We start from the raw sequence: 19,313 nt of genomic DNA on the forward strand, positions 1-19,313 counted from the left end.
TCCGTAGTTATTTCGCTACTCTTCTTAGAATTGCGAATTAAACTAACTCCTCACCGAAGAATAAGCCGATTTCGCGCTCTGCAGACGCAAGAGAGTCAGAACCGTGGATGATGTTGTGAGAAACAGTTGTTGCGTAGTCACCACGGATTGTACCTGGGTTTGAATCTTCAGGTTTAGTAGCACCCATCATTGTACGTGCAAGTTTAATGATATTTTCGCCTTCCCATACCATAGCGAATACAGGACCAGAAGTGATGAAATCAACTAATTCACCAAAGAATGGACGCTCAGCGTGCTCCGCATAGTGCTTCTCTGCTAATTCTTTTGGAATTACCATTAATTTAGCACCTTTCATTTCAAAACCGCGACGTTCAAAACGGTCTACGATATCTCCTACTACTTGACGCTCAACGCCATCAGGCTTAACCATTAAAAAAGTTTTTTCGATTGCCATGTTTAAAACACTCCTTAAATTCGTCTAACAGGTTTTACACCTACCGATAAATATTAACAAAAAATGAGCCTTTGTACAACAAAAAGCTAGAATTTACGCTTACCCATAAATAAAGCAACATCACGTAGTTTTTTCTTAACCGGATGTTTTGGTAAAGCATCAATTTCTTGTAAGGCTTTTTTCAAATATTTATCACTCATACGATTAGCTTGCTCAATTGCATGAGATTTACGCACATACTGTAACATTTTTTGCCGTTCCGCTTCTGTTAGCGTACCAGCAAATACTTTAACTAAGTATGGTTGCATCTGTGGATCATCTTTTAATAATAAAATCGGTAATGTAATATTGCCTTGTAGTAAGTCACTGCCTGCTGGCTTCCCTAATTCTTTATCCGTTGCCATAATATCTAAAACATCGTCTATAATTTGGAAGCTCATGCCTACAAAATAGCCGAAGCGTTTCAAATGTCTTACTGTTTTGGCATCGACACCTGATGCCACTGCACCTAGCTCACAACTTGAAGAAATCAGCAATGCAGTTTTGCGTTTAATTCGTCTAAAATAATCCTTTAAACCCTGATCTAATCTAAATTTATCTTCGATTTGAATGACCTCACCGTTACAAATCTCCACCATTGTTCGTGCTAAAATTTGATGCACTAATGGGTCCTCAAGCTTCGTTATATATTCTAATGCACGCGCAAAAATAAAATCGCCCGTGTACATTGCTACTCTATTATTCCATTGGGATTTGACAGTCGGGCGTCCTCTTCGCATATCGGAATCATCAATAACATCATCATGCACAAGTGATGCCATATGAATAAGCTCTAAAGGCACAGCAACATCCTTCATTTTCTGGATATCATATTCCCCAAATTTTGCACCAAGCAATGCAAAAATTGGCCGTATCCGTTTGCCACCAGCTTGTAATAAATGGAGAGAAGCATCATTGATCAAATAGGAAGAAGAGTTTACTGCTTTTTCTAGTTCTTGTTCAATGATATCGATATCTGATTTCAAATCGGAATAGAGTAGTTTTAACTTCATCTTTTCCACGCGTGAAAACCTTCCCCCATTAACGTATCTTTTTAAAGCCCATATGCATTGCCGCAGCACCGCCACTGTATGCTTTGTACGTTACTTTTTCTAAACCTGCTTGCTGAAACATTGCCGCTAACTTTTTCATACCTGGGAAATCATTTGCAGATTCCTGAAGCCAAGAATATTCTTTATAGCTTTTCGCAAATATTTTACCAAATATCGGCATTATATATTTAAAATAAAAACGGAATAATTGTCGATAGCCCGGAATTTCTGATTGTGATGTTTCTAAACAAACAACCATTCCTCCTGGTTTTACAACACGATTCATTTCTTTTAGCACCTGTAAATAATCTGGAACATTACGAAGACCAAAACCAATCGTTACATAATCAAATGTATTGTCGGGAAAAGGTAATTCCATGGCATTTCCATGAATAAGCTCAATTTGAGGATACGACTTTACCTTCTGCTCCCCAACCTTCAGCATGTTTTGGCTAAAATCAAGCCCCTTTACCTCTCCATTTTCACCCACTGCCTGTGCCAAGGCAATCGTCCAATCTGCTGTCCCACAACAAACATCCAATGCCTTTGATCCAGGTTTTACAGCCATGTGCTTCATCGTATCATTACGCCAGCCAACATGCATCTGAAAACTTATAACGCCATTCATTTTGTCGTAGTTTTCCGAAATACTTTCAAATACTTCGTGAACGTGCTCTTCTTTCGTTTTAGCCATTTTGAAAAACCTCTCTTATCCATTAGTAGAAGCAATAGATGCCTCTACACGTGCTTGTAGAGCTTGTTTCACATCACCTTGTAAAAACGATGCCTCAGTCATCTCCTGTAATAGCTCTTTTTTTAATTGCACAATTTTATCCTGGATGACACTGTAATAGGTTGTGCCATCGTACCTTGCACTCTCTTCAAGCGCCTTGCTCATTAAAGACACTTGTCCACGATGATAAGCCACCCATTCTCTTTCTAAACGTAAAATAATTAAGCTTTTTTCCACTATTGGAATATACTTTTCGAATGAATAAAGCTCAAAAAATTTGGCGATTAACCCTGATTCTATAGTGCTCATTGAAGCAATCCATTGCTCAATCGATCTTTTCGTTGCCTCATACACCTTTATTTGGTGTTCACAGCGTGCCACAATGCCTTGTGACAATTTTCGAATCAAAGCAACATTTCCAGACATCGCTAAAATCTCATAATAGCGTCCACTATAAAAGTCTCCAGCTAAAACGGTTAGCTGCTGCTCTTTAGATGTGGCATCTAATTCTTTTATATGATCGTGCGCCGAAAGAGCTGCGTACACAATACCAACTGTAATTGCAGCTTCTCTTTGCTCTTGTTGCCACTCCTCACCATTCAAAAAAGGAACTAACAAGTAAAACAATTGATTTTCATCAATCACAGGTGTCCCTGTGTATTTTTGCAAAGTTCTATGACGAACATCCATGAAAATCTCTTTTTTTAACTGTGCAATTGAATTTTGAATGTATGTTGCATTCATAGACCTTACTCCATTTCACTTTCAAATACGTTAGTTGCTTTTATCTCCTAACGTTTGCTTACTGAGTCATTATAGCATACGTGACGATTTGTCATAAAAAAATTTCGCTTCTATCAACATGATAGGCAGTAGATTTTTCACCATCAAAATGGCTGAAATCCAACTGCCTTTAAAATCGAATTAAAACAATACTAAGTTTTACACATCTAAGCAAGTTTATGTACCATTGTAATGGACATTTCGCTTTTATTTTTTAGCCTCACTATGAATTACACCATGAGCTGTATGAATTTGTGCTTTTCCACGAATTTTCATAGCAGATGTATGTTCAGTGAATTGAGCAATCATCACTTCGCCCGCATCTAATTTTTCAGAATGGTGGAATTTTGTATCTGTCCCACGTGTTAAACCGATTACATGCACGCCATCTTCCTCTGCTTGAATAACAATATAATCTTGTGACATTATTTGTACACTCCTTAAATCCGACAAATTCTTAGTCCATCATAACATAATTAGACATGCAATTTAAGACATTTGAATAAATGATAATACTTCTCTTCGTTTTACTTCATCTTCCTCATAAATGCCACGTGCAACCGATGTCACTGTTTTCGAGCCAGGCTTCTTTAATCCTCGCATCGTCATACACATATGTTCCGCTTCAATCACTACATAAACTCCTTTAGGAGAAAGCATTTCCATAATCGTATCAGCTACAGAGGAGGTAATACGTTCCTGTAATTGTGGGCGACGGGCAATTGTTTCTACTGCACGCCCTAATTTACTTAAGCCTGCAACTATTCCGTCGTTCGGTATGTATGCCACATGCGCTTTTCCGTAAAAAGGAACCAAGTGATGCTCACACATTGAGTAAAATGGAATATCCTTCACAAGCACTAATTCCTCATGATCTTCGTGGAAAACTGTTTTAAAATAATCTCTTGCATCCTCATGTAAGCCACTAAACATTTCAGCATACATTTTAGCAACTCGTTTTGGTGTGTCTAGTAAGCCTTCACGATTTACATCTTCTCCTACAGCTTCTAGTATCATTTTTACTGCTTCTTCTATTTTCATTAAATCAACATTTGACATTCGTAAAAAACCTCCTGCATATCAAAACATTACACATTTCCCTATGCATCGTAGCATATCCAAAAGGTTAGCGCAAAACGACTTACCTGATTGAAAAAATTTTAATGCTTTACGAGCAAATGAAGCCATTCTGAATTTCCGAACAAGAGCATATTTTCGAATTATGCATATACTATATTAGAATGCTTCATTAACAATAAAACATCCTTTTCAAATCCACTATGTATAATAATTTTCTTGCATAAATATTGTAAGCCCTCAATAAGAGCTAAAAAGAGCAGCCTTCATGTTCGATTACATGAAGACTGCTCTATGTAACTACTAGACGTGTATTATTTTACAGCGTCTTTGAGCTGTTTACCTGGTTTGAAAGCAGGTACCTTGCTAGCAGCGATTTCGATTTCTTTACCAGTTTGTGGGTTACGACCTTTACGAGCCGCACGTTCACGTACTTCAAAGTTACCAAAACCAATTAATTGTACTTTGTCACCCTTTGCAAGAGCATCTTGAATTGTATCAAATACAGCTTCAACTGCTTTAGAAGCGTCTTTTTTAGAAAGACCTGCAGCTTCAGCAACAGAGTTTACTAATTCTGTTTTATTCACACCATTCACCTCCTCTCAAAGGGTCATGAACCAATTCTGTAAAAAGAGTAACACATAGAAAACCGCGACGCAACTGTATTCATTCATGATTATAACCAAAAAGTCAGTTTTTCACCCAAAAAACAAAAATAACAGGACTTTTCGCATAAAAACGAAAAGACCTGTACTAATTTTTTGCGCTTTATTTTTCTTTTTGTTCCTACAAAATAAACGTAACTAAACCTCTGTCACCCTCGTTCACCATTCGTTCAATTGTTTGACGCATGCGTTTTTTGGCTGTAGGTGGAACAGCATCCATTTTATAGCGAATTCCTTCTTTTAACACTTCATGCAATGGTGTTCCGAAAAGCTGTGTATTCCATAATGCATCACGATCATGTAAATAAGCATGATTTAAATCCTTAAGTAACTGTTGACTATGGAACTCAGAGCCAATTAACGGAGCAAATTCAGATTCCATGTCTACTCGAATAATATGATAAGATGGTGCCTTTGCTTTCATACGGACTCCAAAGAAATTATTTTGTTTAATGAGCTCAGGTGCTGTTGGCTCAAATTCCTGCATCATCGGCAGTGTCACACCATAGCCAGTAGAATCAGCATCGTTAATAGCTGTTTTAAAACGTTTTTGTGCTTCCTTTGCCTCAGCCGCTTCTTTAATAAAGAGTAGCCAATCTTTCTTTGTTTCAATTGGTTCTTCTAGCCATTCATTACACACAGATTTATATAGCTCTCCTTGTAATGAGACTCGTATAACTGCGGTTCCAGCCCCAGAGTCTACATGTACCACTTCACTTTGGTCAATATAATCGATGGCTTTAAAGGCATCTGACGCCTGTTGTACATCCCGAATTCGCATCACTGAAGATAATACTTCTTCCATCGAATCAATCAGTGCCACATTCAATGGATGTGATGCATCTAAAACATCTAACCAATCCGGCTTTTCCACCTCGATTGTACGGATTGGGAATTCAAATAACGCTTCTTGTAGGATATATTGAACATCTGTTGCGCGCATTTGATCAATTGAAATTGCAATGACAGGGACATTGTAACGCTCAAATAATTCATTTCTGAGCTGAACCGTTTCCTCTCTTGCTGGCATTTGACAATTTAACACAACAACAAAGGGTTTTCCAATTTCAGTAAGCTGTTCTACAATCTCTTCTTCTGCCTTCTCTGCTGCACGACGGCTAATACCATTCACTGTACCATCCGTTGTAACAACAATTCCGATATTGGCATGGTCTCGAATTACTTTATCTGTCCCTATTTTTGCCGCTTCTTGGAAAGGAATGGGCTCTGTGTGCCAAGGTGTATGCACATATTTTGGTCCATTTTCGTCCTCATATCCCTTTGTCCCATCAATAATATAGCCAACGCAATCTGCTAAACGAATTTGGAATGTCATTTCATCTTCACCGACCGCAATACGTGTTGCTTGGGCAGGCACAAACTTCGGCTCAGCAGTCATAATGACTGGCCCCGGTGAGCTTTGCGGCAATTCATCTTGTGCTCGCATTCGTTCTGTTTCATCCACAATATTTGGTAACACAACTGCTTCCATAACCTTTTTTACAAATGTAGATTTACCTACCCGTACTGGACCGACAACACCAATATAAACATCGCCATTTGTGCGCTCTGCAATTTCTTTAAATACTGCTTCACTCAAGGTTTCTGCCTCCTTTATCTACGCTTTTTCACTATATGCAAGTCCTCAGACAAATATGAAAAAGCCCCCTACAAATGTAAGGAGCTTATGAGCACTATTTTTTATTCGTTTGAGATTCGGCCTCTTTCTTTGCCTTTTCTATCGCTTTTTCTCTAGCTTTTTTTGCATCACTATCATAGGCTTCCATAAAATAGGTTGGTTCGCCATTTTCATCGACTGTATATGGCACAGAATATGCTGGTACCACTGGATATTTATCAATAAGTAGCTGACGGATATCTTCTCCTGGTTTCACATCAGGATTGTCTCCTTTTAGCAATTGGCCTAAATCAATTGAGTAGTCGACATGTATTTCACCATCACCTGTCATAAATAAAGGTAATTCGGCACCAGAATAAGGACTTTTGACAGTAACATCTTTTTTATAGCCTAATTTCTCAAAGTCAATTTGGAACACATTATCTGCAGTGTTTCCTTTTATCGGTAAATATTGGGTTGACAATTTACGAATATTAATTTCACGGATACGCTCCGCTGCATTTAAATCAACTAATTTAACTTGTGCCTTATTCTCAGGATCCCAAATAATATATTGGAAAATACCACCTTTTTCATAGGCATTCCCAGGTATTTGGGCAAGATGTTTCGGCATAAGCTTCTCAAAATCAATTAAATATTTTATATAAATATCAGTATCTAGCTCACTATTTTTAATAGGAACTAGCCCACCAGTGGCTTCACGATATTCATCCACCGCCCGCTGAACCGCTGCTAATTGGTCTACATCAGGGACTACTTTAGCCCTCTTCTCATCTTCAGGAGTTACACACCCTACTAGAAATATCGCGGTTGCAAGTACCATTACAATAGCACTTAATTTCTTCATGTCACTTCCACCTCATTAATTTTTATGCTGGCCATGTGGCAACAATCAGTACCATTAAGAAAGTACCAAGCCCAAACAATATGTATGCTGATAAATTTACGATTGTACGTAAAAAAACATTTGAAATCTTATTTCGCGCTAAATAAATTAAACCGACTGAGATAATCATAAAGCCGATACAATAAAACGATACCCACATTACGTCTAGAGCAGGCATATGTGCTAACGGACCCATTTAAGACAACCACCTTTCTTCAATGTCACAAAACAATCAAAGAATATTATACTATGTGCTTTCGCTAAAAAGAAATAGTTGTCCAGTAACTATCATCAAATGGACAACCTTTTAATAGGTATACAATAAAAGTGTCCCAGCATTACCGCTAGAACACCTTATTTATGTCCATATTATGACAAAACTAATCAACGATTGAATCTATGAAATCTCATCAATTTCTCGCTTTTTCATACGCATCATTAATGCATCAACAGCTATTTTCGGTTCTACATCATTAAAGAGCACACTATAAAGCTCTGTTGATATTGGCATAGCGACATTATATTTTTCTGCTAATTGAAAGGCTGCCTTCGTCGTACGCACACCTTCTACCACCATACCCATTTGATCAAGGACCTCTTGTAGCTTCATCCCTTTTCCAAGCAGATGACCTGCACGCCAATTTCGAGAATGTACACTTGTACATGTTACAATCAAATCACCCATACCTGTTAGTCCTGCGAATGTAAAAGGATTCCCTCCCATTTTAACACCAAGACGTGTAATTTCGGCTAATCCTCGAGTAATCAAAGCTGCTTTAGCATTATCACCATAATTTAAGCCATCTGTAATTCCAGCAGCTAATGCAATAACATTTTTTAGTGCGCCACCAATTTCTACGCCGATAACATCTTCATTTGTGTAAACACGGAAAAATTGATTCATAAATAGGTCCTGTACTTTTTCAGCAGCCTCAATATTAGCGCAGGCCGCTGTCACGGTTGTTGGATGATGTAAGACAACCTCCTCCGCATGGCTCGGACCAGAAAGCACTACAATTTCCTCTATAAATTCAGCTGGGAGACTCTCTGCTAGAATTTCTGAAATTCTTTTTAGTGAATCTGGCTCTATTCCCTTTGAAACATGAACAAATAGGATTTTTTTATCGAGAGATACTACCATTTTTTCACACACTTCTCGAATGGCCTTTGTTGGTACAGCAACAATAATTATTTCTGAATGAGCAACTGCCTGAGCAATATCACTTGTAGCATGCAAATTTATTGGTAATATTGTTTCTGGTAAATACTTTTTATTCGTATGCAGGCTGTTTATTTCTTCAGCTTGATCAGCTCGATGAGTCCAGACAAGTGTATCATGTCCATTCTCTGCAAGTACCATTGCTAATGCAGTTCCCCATGAGCCTGCACCTAACACACAAACTTTTTCCATTCAAAATCCTCCCTTTTCATAGCGCCTGTAATAGGTTTTCAATGATGCTTGACCTTTTTTGTAAAAAGACGCCATCCAACAAAAAACGTCGGATAGGCGTACTGTCTGTGTATCATTTTCCTAGGCACGAGCACGAGTAATTAAACGTATTGGCGTCCCTTCAAAATCAAATGTTTCTCGAATACGATTTTCTAAAAAACGTTCATAAGAGAAATGCATCAATTCAGGTTCATTTACAAAAATCACAAACGTTGGTGGCTGTATCGCAACCTGTGTTGCATAGTAAATACGTAATCGACGACCTTTATCAGTCGGCGCTGGATTACGTGCCACAGCATCTTCAATTACTTCGTTTAAAATGGATGATTGAATGCGCATTGAATGATTTTCGCTTACACGCTGAATAATCGGTAAAATTTGATGTACCCGTTGTTTGGTATTTGCTGATACAAAAATAATCGGTGCATAGTCTAAGAATAAGAAGTGCTCTCGAATTTGTTGTGTAAAGACGTTCATTGTTTTCTCATCTTTTTCAATCGCGTCCCATTTATTCACAACAATGACAACAGCTTTCCCTGCCTCATGTGCATAGCCAGCAATTTTTTTGTCCTGCTCTTGAATACCCTCTTCAGCGTTTAGCACAACTAGCACAACATCGGAGCGTTCAATGGCACGTAGGGCACGCAACACTGAATATTTCTCAGTCGTTTCATAGACCTTCCCCTTTTTACGCATACCTGCTGTATCAATAATGACATATTCTTGTCCATCGTACTCATACGGAGTATCAATTGCATCGCGCGTTGTACCAGCAATATTACTAACTATAACACGTTCCTGTCCTAAAAATGCATTCACTAACGAGGATTTCCCTACATTAGGACGACCAATAAGCGAGAATTTAATAACATCATCCCCATATTGCTCTTCATCCTCTTTTGGGAAATGTTTAGCACATTCATCTAATAAATCCCCTAAGCCTAAGCCATGAGAACCTGAAATCGGCCAAGGCTCACCAAAGCCAAGTGCATAGAAATCATAGATCATCTCGCGCATATCCGGATTATCGATTTTATTCACTGCTAAAACGACTGGTTTCTTTGTTTTGTATAAAATTTTAGCCACTTGTTCGTCTGCAGCTGTTACACCCTCACGACCGTTTGTCATAAAAATAATAACATCAGCTTCTTCAATCGCAATTTCAGCCTGTTGACGAATTTGCTCTAAAAACGGCTCGTCTCCTATCTCGATACCACCTGTATCAATAATATTAAAGTCATGTGTTAACCACTCTGCCGAACTATAAATACGGTCACGTGTAACCCCTGGGATATCCTCCACAATCGAAACACGTTCCCCAACGATACGATTAAAAATCGTCGACTTACCTACGTTCGGACGACCTACGATGGCTACTACTGGTTTCGTCATCTGTACTTCATCCTTCCAAACTTCTTGTCTTTCGCTATTATACACGAAAAATGCCATTATATCATATCATATCCATTAAATAGAGCGCTATGTATCGCTATAACGTCTCATTCGATTTATTTTACACGGGATAACTCTGTCAAATTGTAGATCCCATCCTATACTTTATGAATTCTATCCATCGTTTCGAAGGTTCTATCCTGCACTTTAGGAGTTCTATCCGCTATTTTAAATCCTATCCTTCTCTTTGAAGCTTCTATCCGCTACTTTTAGCATGCTATCCTTCACTTTGAAGCTTCTATCCGCTACTTTCTTCGTGCTTTCCTTCGCTTCGAGAGTTCTATCCGCTCTTTAAATTCTATCCTTCTCTTCGAAGTTTCTATCCGCTACTTTCTTCGTGCTTTCCTTCGCTTCGAGAGTTTTATCCGCTACTTTTAATCATATCCTTCACTTTGAAGCTTCTATCCGCTACTTTCAACGTGCTATCCTTCACTTCGAGAGTTTTATCCGCTACTTTCTGCGTTTTATCCACCACTTAAAAACTTTTCTATCAGAAATCCCATAAAAAAAGCGAGGATACAACATGCATCCTCGCTCAACTTGTTTATTTAAAGTTTTTTAATTTATCACCAATGACATCACCGAAAGAGAAGCCTGTGTTTTCTTCTGGTAATTCATAGTCGATTACTTCTTCTGCCTCAGGATTTTCAAGTAAATCTTTAATGCTTAGAGCTAGGCGACCTTCCTCACCATTGACGTCAAGCACTTTTACTTGTACCTCTTGTCCTTCCTTTAAGGCTTCATGAGGTGTATTAATATGCTTATGGGCGATTTGCGAAATATGCACTAACCCTTCTACGCCCGGGAAAACCTCCACAAACGCACCAAATGATGTTAGGCGTTTTACTCTACCATCTAATACCGTTCCTTTAGCTGCACGCTCCTCGATATTCGACCAAGGTCCAGGAAGTGTTTCCTTAATGGACAGCGAAATACGCTCATTTTCTGGATCAACAGAAAGAACTTTTACCGTTACTTCTTGTCCCTCTGATAAAACCTCACTCACATCGCTTACATGCTCATGCGACACTTGTGAAATATGCACAAGGCCATCAATACCTCCAAGATCAATGAATGCTCCAAATGATGCAATTCGTTGAACTTTTCCGTTTAATACATCGCCTGCTTGAATTTCGTTAATGACTTGTTTCTTTTGCGAAGCTTTTTCTGCTTCTACCACAGCACGGTGTGATAAAATTAAACGATTTTTTTCCTTATCCAGCTCGACAATTTTAAAGCTTAGTGTCTTGCCTTTATAGCCTTCAAAATCATCGACAAAGTAATCTTCTACAAGTGAAGCTGGTACGAAGCCACGTACACCTAAATCTACGACAAGACCACCTTTAACAATATCTTTAACTTCCGCTTCAAATACTTCTTCAGCGGCGAATTGTTGCTCAAGTGTATCCCATGCTTTTAAAGCATCTACTTTACGTTTTGATAAGACATAGTTCTCTTCTTCAACCTTTGTGATCATCAACTCTAATTCATCTCCAGCAGAGATAACATCAGACGCTTTTTCAATGTGTAAGCTTGATAATTCACTGATTGGTACGATACCATCAAACGGTGCTCCTGGAATTGAAACAGTTACCGCTTTTTCATCAACCTGCTCAGCAATACCTTTGACGATATCACCTTCGTTAAACGTTTGTTCTGCATAGTTCATTTCTTCAGACATATGTAACCCTCCTTCGCATCTTCCCTTACTATTTTATTCGATATTGAAGACAAAGACAAAAATAAATCCTTTAAATTCAAAAAATGTCTGAAATTTTAGGATTTATACCATTTTTTCTTGCGCTAATCTTAAAATAGCTTGTGCTGCATCATCAATGGACAATGATGTCGTATCTAAAAATATAGCATCCTCTGCTTGAATAAGTGGAGATGCTTCCCGTTCACTATCCATTTTGTCGCGCAGAGCAATTTCTTCCTGAAGCTTTTCAATGGAAGACGCTATCCCTCGTTTTTGATTGTCAATTAAACGGCGTCTTGCTCGCTCCTCTACTGTAGCAGACATAAAGATTTTTAATTCCGCATTTTTTAATACATGTGTAGCAATATCACGCCCATCCATTACAACACCACCATTAGCAGCCAGTTTTTGTTGCTGTGCTACTAGCAGTTCTCGAACCTTTGCATGAGCGGCTACTTGTGACACAGAGGAAGTTACCTCATTTGATCGGATTTCCGCTGAAACATTATTACCATCCAAAAACACCAGCTGCCCTTGCGGAGATGGCTTTAATTCGATTGTGCTAGCTGCTAGCATTTCTGCTAATTTTGTTTCATCATCTAAATGTATGTTCTGTTGCATGGCTTTATACGTAACTGCACGATACATAGCACCTGTATCGATATAGGTAAATCCAAGAGTTTCTGCAACTATTTTAGCGATTGTACTTTTTCCTGCACCAGCAGGGCCATCAATCGCAATTTGAATATTTTTCATCATTTCCCCTACTTTCTATCACACCATATTGTAACATATAAAGATAAAAAAACCCTCTAACTCACAGAGGGCTTTTCTTAATCGTGACAATTAGTACGCCACTTAAATTTCACAATGTTTGTCACTCACATTTCAAAGGTCAAAGGGATTTAATTCTTTACGACGATTGACTAGTTGACGTTCAAAACAGAAACGTACAATATGCTGCTGATCAACATCATCTGTATCAATTAACCGAATTGTTGCAATGGTTTTGTCATCTTTTTCAAAAATTCGCACAATAGTTGCTTCGGTAATGACATATTTTACATCCCCATTGGCGTATGGTAATACGATTGTGAGCTTCACCTCATCATCATCTTTGAAAGCCACTTCACCTTTTAACATAACTGCTAAACCACCAGCACTAATGTCTGTTGTTACAAGCTGATATTTATAATCCTTAAACTGTATTGCCACATCTACAGGCGTTTCCACACGTACATATTCACGACGTTGAATTTTGATAAATTCTTCTGCCTTTGGACAATGCAACATAATCATTGGTATGTTGCCAGCTTTACGCCCAATCACTTCTGTATTAAAAGCAAAGGATTGTTTGTCTTCGGTGCGAAAAGTTGCTCTAAATTCAGAGCCATCTATTAAAAATGCTGTTTTCTTTGTTGCAATATTTATTGGATAATCAATATAAAGAATATTATCTTTTTGTTCTACAACTTTACAGCGGAATTTTTCAACACGCTCTGTATAAGTAGGTTCAAGTTGTAAAAGTGTACCAATTTTTATTTCCATGAGCATCTCCCCGAACAAAAATATAATTTCATTATCGCATGAGATGCTCATTTTGGCTATATGAACTGGTAGTTTTTTCTTGGATTAAGTTAAATATTCCACCTTTAATACATTGTGATTTTCAGCATCAATGACAATCCTAAAGGTTTCAGGTGATTGACCATCTCTTACTGCAATCACTTCATAACAAAGGCGCTGTTCAAATTGACCGTTATCTGTATAAATATTTTTTACTTCCTCCACTTTAACATCCTTGTCAAAGAAAGTTTTCCAGTCAATTGGTTTTGCAGTTTGTTGTTTAATTGTCTCTTCCTGTATATATTCCATTGCATTTGCGCCAAGCAATTCTCCAGTATCCTTCGCTAGCTTTAACTGAATACCATCTGCATAAATGATTGCTTTATCGCCAGGGTGCACACGTGCAAATGTGACATGCCATGCTTGATGGTTTTCACGAGATTCTACAAATGCCACATCATTTATACCAAGTCGTTTTAAATGTTCCTCAGCTTTGTTCATTATCTCTTCTTGTGAAAGCCTTGCTTCATCTACAGGTCGCTCAACTAAATAGGATAATAAATGTCCACCCTTTTCGGTAAGATCCACATATCCTAGACGAATACCTTGGTGGAATTGGATATGATAAAACGGATATGGTGCTGTATCACTGCTTCTCGTCACTGTAAATGTGGCATCCTTAATGATAGGGAACATATTCTTCACTTTTTCTAATGCCTCTTTTTCCGTAATAACCGAATCCTGTAATGCTTTTAGCTCGATTTTTTTCTGCCAATCGGATTCACTTAATGTCAGTGGGAAATCCTTTTCACTGTAGTCCTTTAGAGTCTTTTGAACATTATCAAATGTTGTATTTGGATTTTTTTGATCTACTTGTCTCAGCCAGACATCCATTTTACCGTTATTTTTATAAAAATCGACTGTTGCCGCTGACCATTCATCCGAGAGTGATTGTAAATTTGTAGAGATTTTCGGCATTTTTTCACGCCACGCTTGGTAATCACCCGTTTTAGCTGTTTTCTTTGCTTCATCTCCTAGACGTCCTAGGTAACTTAGCCATTGATTAGAAAGTTCATGTCCGATCGGAATATTTGATATGGACGATCGAACATCAGAGCTTAATCGCCAAACGGAATCTAATTCATTGTGAATTGCTTGGTCATTCTGAAACAGTAATGATTGTGAAACTGCTCGTTGTAAATGCGATAATTTCTCAGAAGCATCTGTTAATTTATCTGTATACTGGGCAAGCACGGTACGTTGTAAACTTGCCTTTTCACCATGTAAATGTATGCTGTAAGCACCTAAGCCAATAACGGCTGCTGTAAGTATAGCCAGCATGGTTCTCATTTATTTTCCTCCTTTCTATGAACAGAAAATGTGTTCTCCAATTTGTTTAATTTGAGGTCGTGACCAAATCCACTTACTTGTAGCTGTTTTCGGGTTAAAATAATAAAGTGCATTTTCTGAAGGGTCCCAGCCATTCATAGCATCAATGACTGCCTCTTTTGCTCGCTGGTTTGGCTCAAGCCAAATTTGTCCATCCGCCACTGCTGTAAATGCTAAAGGTTGGAATATGATACCAGAAATCGTATTTGGAAATTCAGGACTCTCCAAACGATTTAAAATAACGGCTGCTACTGCTACCTGTCCCTCATAAGGCTCTCCCCTTGCTTCACCATAAACTGCATTCGCCATTAGCTGTAAATCTCTCTCTGTATACTTTGGAGGAACTTGTGTTTTAGTCCCATTATTATTACTGCTACCACTGCTTTTACCGCCACCACCGCCACTGCTGCCAGTAGTATTCTTAACCTGCTGTTCTAGTGGTATGCCGCCATAATAGGTAAATTGATTTCCTGCATTTAATTGGGCTTTTACCCATCCTTCATCGTAATCAGAATATCCAGACAATGTTTTTTTCGTTTTAGCGCCAGCTATTCCATCTACTGGTAAGCCATATTTTTCTTGAAAATTTCGCAAAGCCCAATATGTGTTATAACCAAATTTTCCATCAATTTTACTTTTATAAAATCCTAAGTATTGTAGCCTTGCTTGCAACTCAATGACGTCATCTCCATAAGCACCACGGGTAATCTGCTGCTCAGTAAATGCTATCGCGTCATTTTGCGGAATCGTAAATATACTGATCGCTAGTACCAAGGCAAAAACTATGCTTATTAAACGCATGATTATCACTCCTTTTTTTAATAGCTTGAAACAAACGACTCAATTTATACATTTTAAAAATAGAAAAAGCGCAGAAATCTTTTATTGATTTCTACGCTTTATATTTTTTTATGCATATGCAAGTGTTGCACAAGGTGATAGTGAGCGAGTTTTACTTTCCTTAGTCCAAACCACCATAAAAATAGCATAAACGGTATCATTAAATATACCCAGTAACCTTTAAATGATAAAATTGTATTATATAAAATGTGTAATACTACCGGTGCACAAAGCGCCATAGCAATCATTTCATTCGTCTTTGCAAGCTTCGAGAACTTGGCACGTCCATAATAATAGCCCATTACGACACCAAACAAGGCATGACTTGATACAGGTAATAAAGCTCGCATAAATGCTGTATCTAAACCGAATGAAAATAAATATAATATATTTTCAACCGTTGCAAAGCCAAGAGATACACTTGCACCATACAGTATGCCATCATAGGGATCATCAAATTCAACATGATTATAGATTGCAATTAAAAGCACAAACCATTTAAAAAATTCTTCAACTACACTAGAAAATATAACATCCTGTAGATAAAGATATTGAAAAACCCCTTCCTCTGTTAAGACATATTGTAAAAACAAGATAGGAAATGTTAAAAATGCACCATACAAAAACGTTTGAAGTAAGGTTTTTCTTGGCTCCGTTGCCATCTGATTGCGCAAATAGAAATAACTAAAAAGCGCTAGACCGGGAGCAATGGCAGCTGATAATAAAATGATCATGTTGCCGGCTCCTTTCAACATCAATTTCGCATTGACATAATTGTGTTCAGTTTTAAAATTATGTTAGCATAATTTAATAAAGCATGACATCCTTTTAAGGCTTTGGGACAGCACATTAACGCTGATATAGGATGTTAATCTTTATATGTCTGTAAATACCTTTTATTGAGAAAATATATTTGTAAATCTAAGATGAAAAATACCTACGACATTAACCTTTCATTTTCGACAAAAAAATAGCTTTTAACTAAAGTTAAACTGCTATTATTATACCATGTAATGACAAAATTTTTTAAAAGGAGCTATTATTTTTATGAAAAAAACAATTTTATTAATTCATACAGGTGGCACAATTTCTATGGCTATGAGTGACGAAGGTGCTGTTATGCCAAATAAGGAAAATCCTCTTATGCAAGAAAGTAGCAAGCTCGACTCATTAGCAACTATTATTGAAATGGAAGCCTTTAACCTTCCATCACCACATATCACGCCAAAAGAAATGCTAATGTTACGCAATCTAATAATTGATAAAGTTTCAGAGGAAAAAATTGATGGCGTTGTTATCACACATGGAACAGATACATTAGAGGAAACAGCTTATTTTTTAGAGCTAACAACGGATTTATCAATTCCTATTGTTTTAACGGGTGCAATGCGTTCCTCCAATGAACTTGGAGCAGATGGTATATATAATTTAATGGAGGCAGTTCGTGTTGCGGTAGATGAAGAAGCGCGTGAAAAAGGTGTGCTTGTTGTCATGAATGACGAGGTCCATCTTGCTGTCAATACAACAAAGACAAGCACTAGTTCAGTCAACACCTTCCAATCTCCTCAATATGGACCCATCGGACTTATTACAAAATCAAGAATATTATTTCATCACGCTCCTATCCGCCGGCAATATGTTGACATAAAAGAATTATCAAAACGAGTGGCCATGCTGAAAGTCTATGCAGGCATGGAAGTCGATTTACTTGATGTTGTCCTCGCATGTAAATATGATGGCGTAGTATTAGAAGGACTTGGACAGGGCAATGTACCCCCAACCGTTGTAAAAGGAATTGAGAGTTTAATAGAACGTGGTATTCCTGTTGTACTCGTTTCCCGTTGTTTTAACGGTATTGCAGAAGGTGTCTATGGCTATGTAGGCGGCGGCAAAATGCTGGAAGACCTAGGTGCAATATTTGCCACTGGTATTAATGGCCAAAAGGCACGTTTAAAATTATTAATAGGGCTCAATAAATCAGGTACTCCACTTCATTTAAAGGATTTTTTCATGTAAAACAATATATTCCCTTCTCCTAGCATCTTATGCTTCAACAATCTGTTGATAGTAGCACAAAATCTCTTGGAGACGAACAATAGCTTGTTCAAAATCTGGTTGTATTACTGATAGCTGAATGAAATTATTTTCACGTAAATAACGGCTGTCTCCATGGACAAATAGTTGATTTAATGTTAAATCCGTATGTAATTGAGACAGAGCCTTTGGACATTTTAACGTGATGAGCATCGGATAATAGGTTGTTAATAGTTTATAGTGCATGAACGGTAGCTGCAGTAGAGTATCAAAGCGCTGCTGTAGCAGTTCATAGCGGGCTGGATATGCCTGAAGTGCCACCTCTACATTTCTAACCAGGCTCGCAGGTAATGTGAATGGAATGGCTCCTTGCTGATAGTTCGCTAAATCCATATAAGCTGGTATTGAAGTTGATGGTTTCGCAAGCTTTTGTGAAAAGACAAATGCTAGACCGCTTAATGCACCTATTGCCTTACCACTCACAGCTGTTGCTAGATAACAATCCTTTAAAGAGAATGGCAATGCGCCAAAAGTACTAATACAATCAACGCAGAGCTTCATATTGTTGCGTTTTGTTAGCTGCACAAGCTGCTCTAAGTTATTACAAGTGCCTGTTGAGGTTTCACCATGCACAGCAAGCAACCACTGATAACTTCCCTTTTGTAGCATTGTATCTATACTCACAAAATCAAAAGCTTGCCCCCATCTCTGCTCTACAACATTAAAATCCAATGCCCAACGCTCTGCCTGCTTACGTAAACGTTCCCCAAATTCTCCATTTGTTAAAATAATGCCTTGTCCTAATTGCTGTGCCTTTATTTGCCCAAGCATTACTTCATTTGCTAACGTACCAGTCCCAACAACAAGGGCAACATGGTGAGCCTCCGATAGTTGTAGTAGCTTAGAAGTCACACGTCCATAAAGGGATCCAAATGTAGCAGTACGATGGGATAAATCTGAATATTCTATCGCCACCCTCTGCTTTACTGGACCTGGATAAAATGTATGACCTCCCGTTACAAGTCTATGCTGGAAGGACTGTTCAAATTGCTGTCTAGTTAATAACATTGGCAAAAACATAGCATCCTTCGTACCGATAGCAGGGGCAAATTGCTTGAATCCTATTTGCTTATAAAGCTTCTCTTCACGAGTTGTGCCAGAAATGACAGCTGCCGTATACCCCTTTTCATAGGCAAAGGCATTCAACGCTTGTGATAATCTTAAAAGAACTCGCCCTGTTCGATAAGCCTTCTTTACAGCAAGTAAACGAATTTCGCAAAGCTTGGCACATTGTTCTTGTGATAAATATTGTTCCACCTTTCCAATCTTTTCATCAATGGAAAATGGTCGCTGATCTCGAAAGGCTATCATTCCAATTAATTCAATTCCTTTATAGACAACGAGATATGTATTTTCCTGATGAAAGCGATCGATCTTCTTTTTTGTAGGATTAGGCTTATGCTGCGGAATTTCCTCCACAAAGGTTTCATAATTCAAACGAGCAATCGCTTCAAACTCTTTATCAGTTTGCGCTATTTTGCACCAGTACATCTTG

General features: G+C 38.0%; 20 protein-coding genes. 1 reads left to right on the forward strand and 19 read right to left on the reverse strand.

From position 1 onward, the window contains the following. Positions 1-37: 37 nt before the first annotated feature. From ndk to prsW, 18 genes are all read right to left on the reverse strand, one after another. Positions 38-454 carry a nucleoside-diphosphate kinase gene (gene ndk / locus B2R82_RS05940; RefSeq protein WP_286923980.1) on the reverse strand — a complete coding sequence of 139 codons (417 nt, stop codon included), beginning with the start codon at positions 452-454 and terminating at the stop codon, positions 38-40. Positions 455-540: 86 nt separating this feature from the next. Further along, on the reverse strand, positions 541-1,515 hold the full coding sequence (gene hepT, locus B2R82_RS05945) for a heptaprenyl diphosphate synthase component II (protein ID WP_286923981.1): 975 nt from the start codon (positions 1,513-1,515) through the stop codon (positions 541-543). A 19-nt stretch (positions 1,516-1,534) separates the two neighbouring features. Beyond that, complete coding sequence (locus B2R82_RS05950) at positions 1,535-2,239, reverse strand: demethylmenaquinone methyltransferase (RefSeq protein ID WP_286923982.1); 705 nt, start codon at positions 2,237-2,239, stop codon at positions 1,535-1,537. A 15-nt stretch (positions 2,240-2,254) separates the two neighbouring features. Beyond that, positions 2,255-3,022 carry a heptaprenyl diphosphate synthase component 1 gene (locus B2R82_RS05955; RefSeq protein ID WP_286923983.1) on the reverse strand — a complete coding sequence of 256 codons (768 nt, stop codon included), beginning with the start codon at positions 3,020-3,022 and terminating at the stop codon, positions 2,255-2,257. A 246-nt stretch (positions 3,023-3,268) separates the two neighbouring features. Then, complete coding sequence (gene mtrB, locus B2R82_RS05960; RefSeq protein WP_008180408.1) at positions 3,269-3,487, reverse strand: trp RNA-binding attenuation protein MtrB; 219 nt, start codon at positions 3,485-3,487, stop codon at positions 3,269-3,271. Between the two features lie 63 nt (positions 3,488-3,550). Then, the gene (gene folE, locus B2R82_RS05965) at positions 3,551-4,120 is read right to left on the reverse strand and encodes a GTP cyclohydrolase I FolE (protein ID WP_286923984.1); all 570 of its coding nucleotides are present in this window, start codon (positions 4,118-4,120) and stop codon (positions 3,551-3,553) included. 332 nt (positions 4,121-4,452) lie between these two features. Further along, positions 4,453-4,725: an HU family DNA-binding protein gene (locus B2R82_RS05970; RefSeq protein WP_054770292.1), complete on the reverse strand. Its 273-nt coding sequence runs from the start codon at positions 4,723-4,725 to the stop codon at positions 4,453-4,455. 199 nt (positions 4,726-4,924) lie between these two features. Then, the gene (spoIVA, locus tag B2R82_RS05975; protein WP_286923985.1) at positions 4,925-6,403 is read right to left on the reverse strand and encodes a stage IV sporulation protein A; all 1,479 of its coding nucleotides are present in this window, start codon (positions 6,401-6,403) and stop codon (positions 4,925-4,927) included. Between the two features lie 94 nt (positions 6,404-6,497). Then, on the reverse strand, positions 6,498-7,289 hold the full coding sequence (locus B2R82_RS05980; protein WP_286923986.1) for a hypothetical protein: 792 nt from the start codon (positions 7,287-7,289) through the stop codon (positions 6,498-6,500). A gap of 22 nt (positions 7,290-7,311) precedes the next feature. Continuing rightward, entirely contained in the window at positions 7,312-7,524 is a 213-nt protein-coding gene (locus B2R82_RS05985; protein ID WP_286923987.1) for a DUF2768 domain-containing protein, read from the reverse strand. Positions 7,525-7,725: 201 nt separating this feature from the next. Further along, positions 7,726-8,739 carry an NAD(P)H-dependent glycerol-3-phosphate dehydrogenase gene (locus B2R82_RS05990; protein ID WP_286923988.1) on the reverse strand — a complete coding sequence of 338 codons (1,014 nt, stop codon included), beginning with the start codon at positions 8,737-8,739 and terminating at the stop codon, positions 7,726-7,728. Between the two features lie 120 nt (positions 8,740-8,859). Then, complete coding sequence (der, locus tag B2R82_RS05995) at positions 8,860-10,170, reverse strand: ribosome biogenesis GTPase Der (protein WP_286923989.1); 1,311 nt, start codon at positions 10,168-10,170, stop codon at positions 8,860-8,862. 604 nt (positions 10,171-10,774) lie between these two features. Continuing rightward, positions 10,775-11,911 carry a 30S ribosomal protein S1 gene (rpsA, locus tag B2R82_RS06000; RefSeq protein WP_286923990.1) on the reverse strand — a complete coding sequence of 379 codons (1,137 nt, stop codon included), beginning with the start codon at positions 11,909-11,911 and terminating at the stop codon, positions 10,775-10,777. Between the two features lie 102 nt (positions 11,912-12,013). Next, on the reverse strand, positions 12,014-12,688 hold the full coding sequence (gene cmk / locus B2R82_RS06005) for a (d)CMP kinase (protein ID WP_286923991.1): 675 nt from the start codon (positions 12,686-12,688) through the stop codon (positions 12,014-12,016). Between the two features lie 129 nt (positions 12,689-12,817). After that, complete coding sequence (locus B2R82_RS06010) at positions 12,818-13,477, reverse strand: flagellar brake protein (RefSeq protein WP_286923992.1); 660 nt, start codon at positions 13,475-13,477, stop codon at positions 12,818-12,820. A gap of 84 nt (positions 13,478-13,561) precedes the next feature. After that, entirely contained in the window at positions 13,562-14,845 is a 1,284-nt protein-coding gene (locus tag B2R82_RS06015; RefSeq protein ID WP_286923993.1) for a PepSY1/2 domain-containing protein, read from the reverse strand. A gap of 15 nt (positions 14,846-14,860) precedes the next feature. Continuing rightward, positions 14,861-15,685, reverse strand: a complete 825-nt coding sequence (gene sleB / locus B2R82_RS06020) for a spore cortex-lytic enzyme (RefSeq protein WP_286923994.1) — start codon at positions 15,683-15,685, stop codon at positions 14,861-14,863. A 98-nt stretch (positions 15,686-15,783) separates the two neighbouring features. Next, positions 15,784-16,458: a glutamic-type intramembrane protease PrsW gene (gene prsW / locus B2R82_RS06025; RefSeq protein ID WP_283871515.1), complete on the reverse strand. Its 675-nt coding sequence runs from the start codon at positions 16,456-16,458 to the stop codon at positions 15,784-15,786. A gap of 313 nt (positions 16,459-16,771) precedes the next feature. Here prsW and B2R82_RS06030 point away from each other — a divergent pair, with 313 nt between their 5' ends. Continuing rightward, positions 16,772-17,740 carry an asparaginase gene (locus B2R82_RS06030; protein WP_286923995.1) on the forward strand — a complete coding sequence of 323 codons (969 nt, stop codon included), beginning with the start codon at positions 16,772-16,774 and terminating at the stop codon, positions 17,738-17,740. 27 nt (positions 17,741-17,767) lie between these two features. Here B2R82_RS06030 and B2R82_RS06035 read toward each other — a convergent pair whose 3' ends face one another. Further along, on the reverse strand, positions 17,768-19,309 hold the full coding sequence (locus B2R82_RS06035) for an aminotransferase class V-fold PLP-dependent enzyme (protein WP_286923996.1): 1,542 nt from the start codon (positions 19,307-19,309) through the stop codon (positions 17,768-17,770). Between the last annotated feature and the right edge of the window lie 4 nt (positions 19,310-19,313).

The sequence above is a fragment of the Lysinibacillus sp. UBA6686 genome, from assembly GCF_002455205.1.
GTDB lineage: Bacteria > Bacillota > Bacilli > Bacillales_A > Planococcaceae > Lysinibacillus > Lysinibacillus pakistanensis.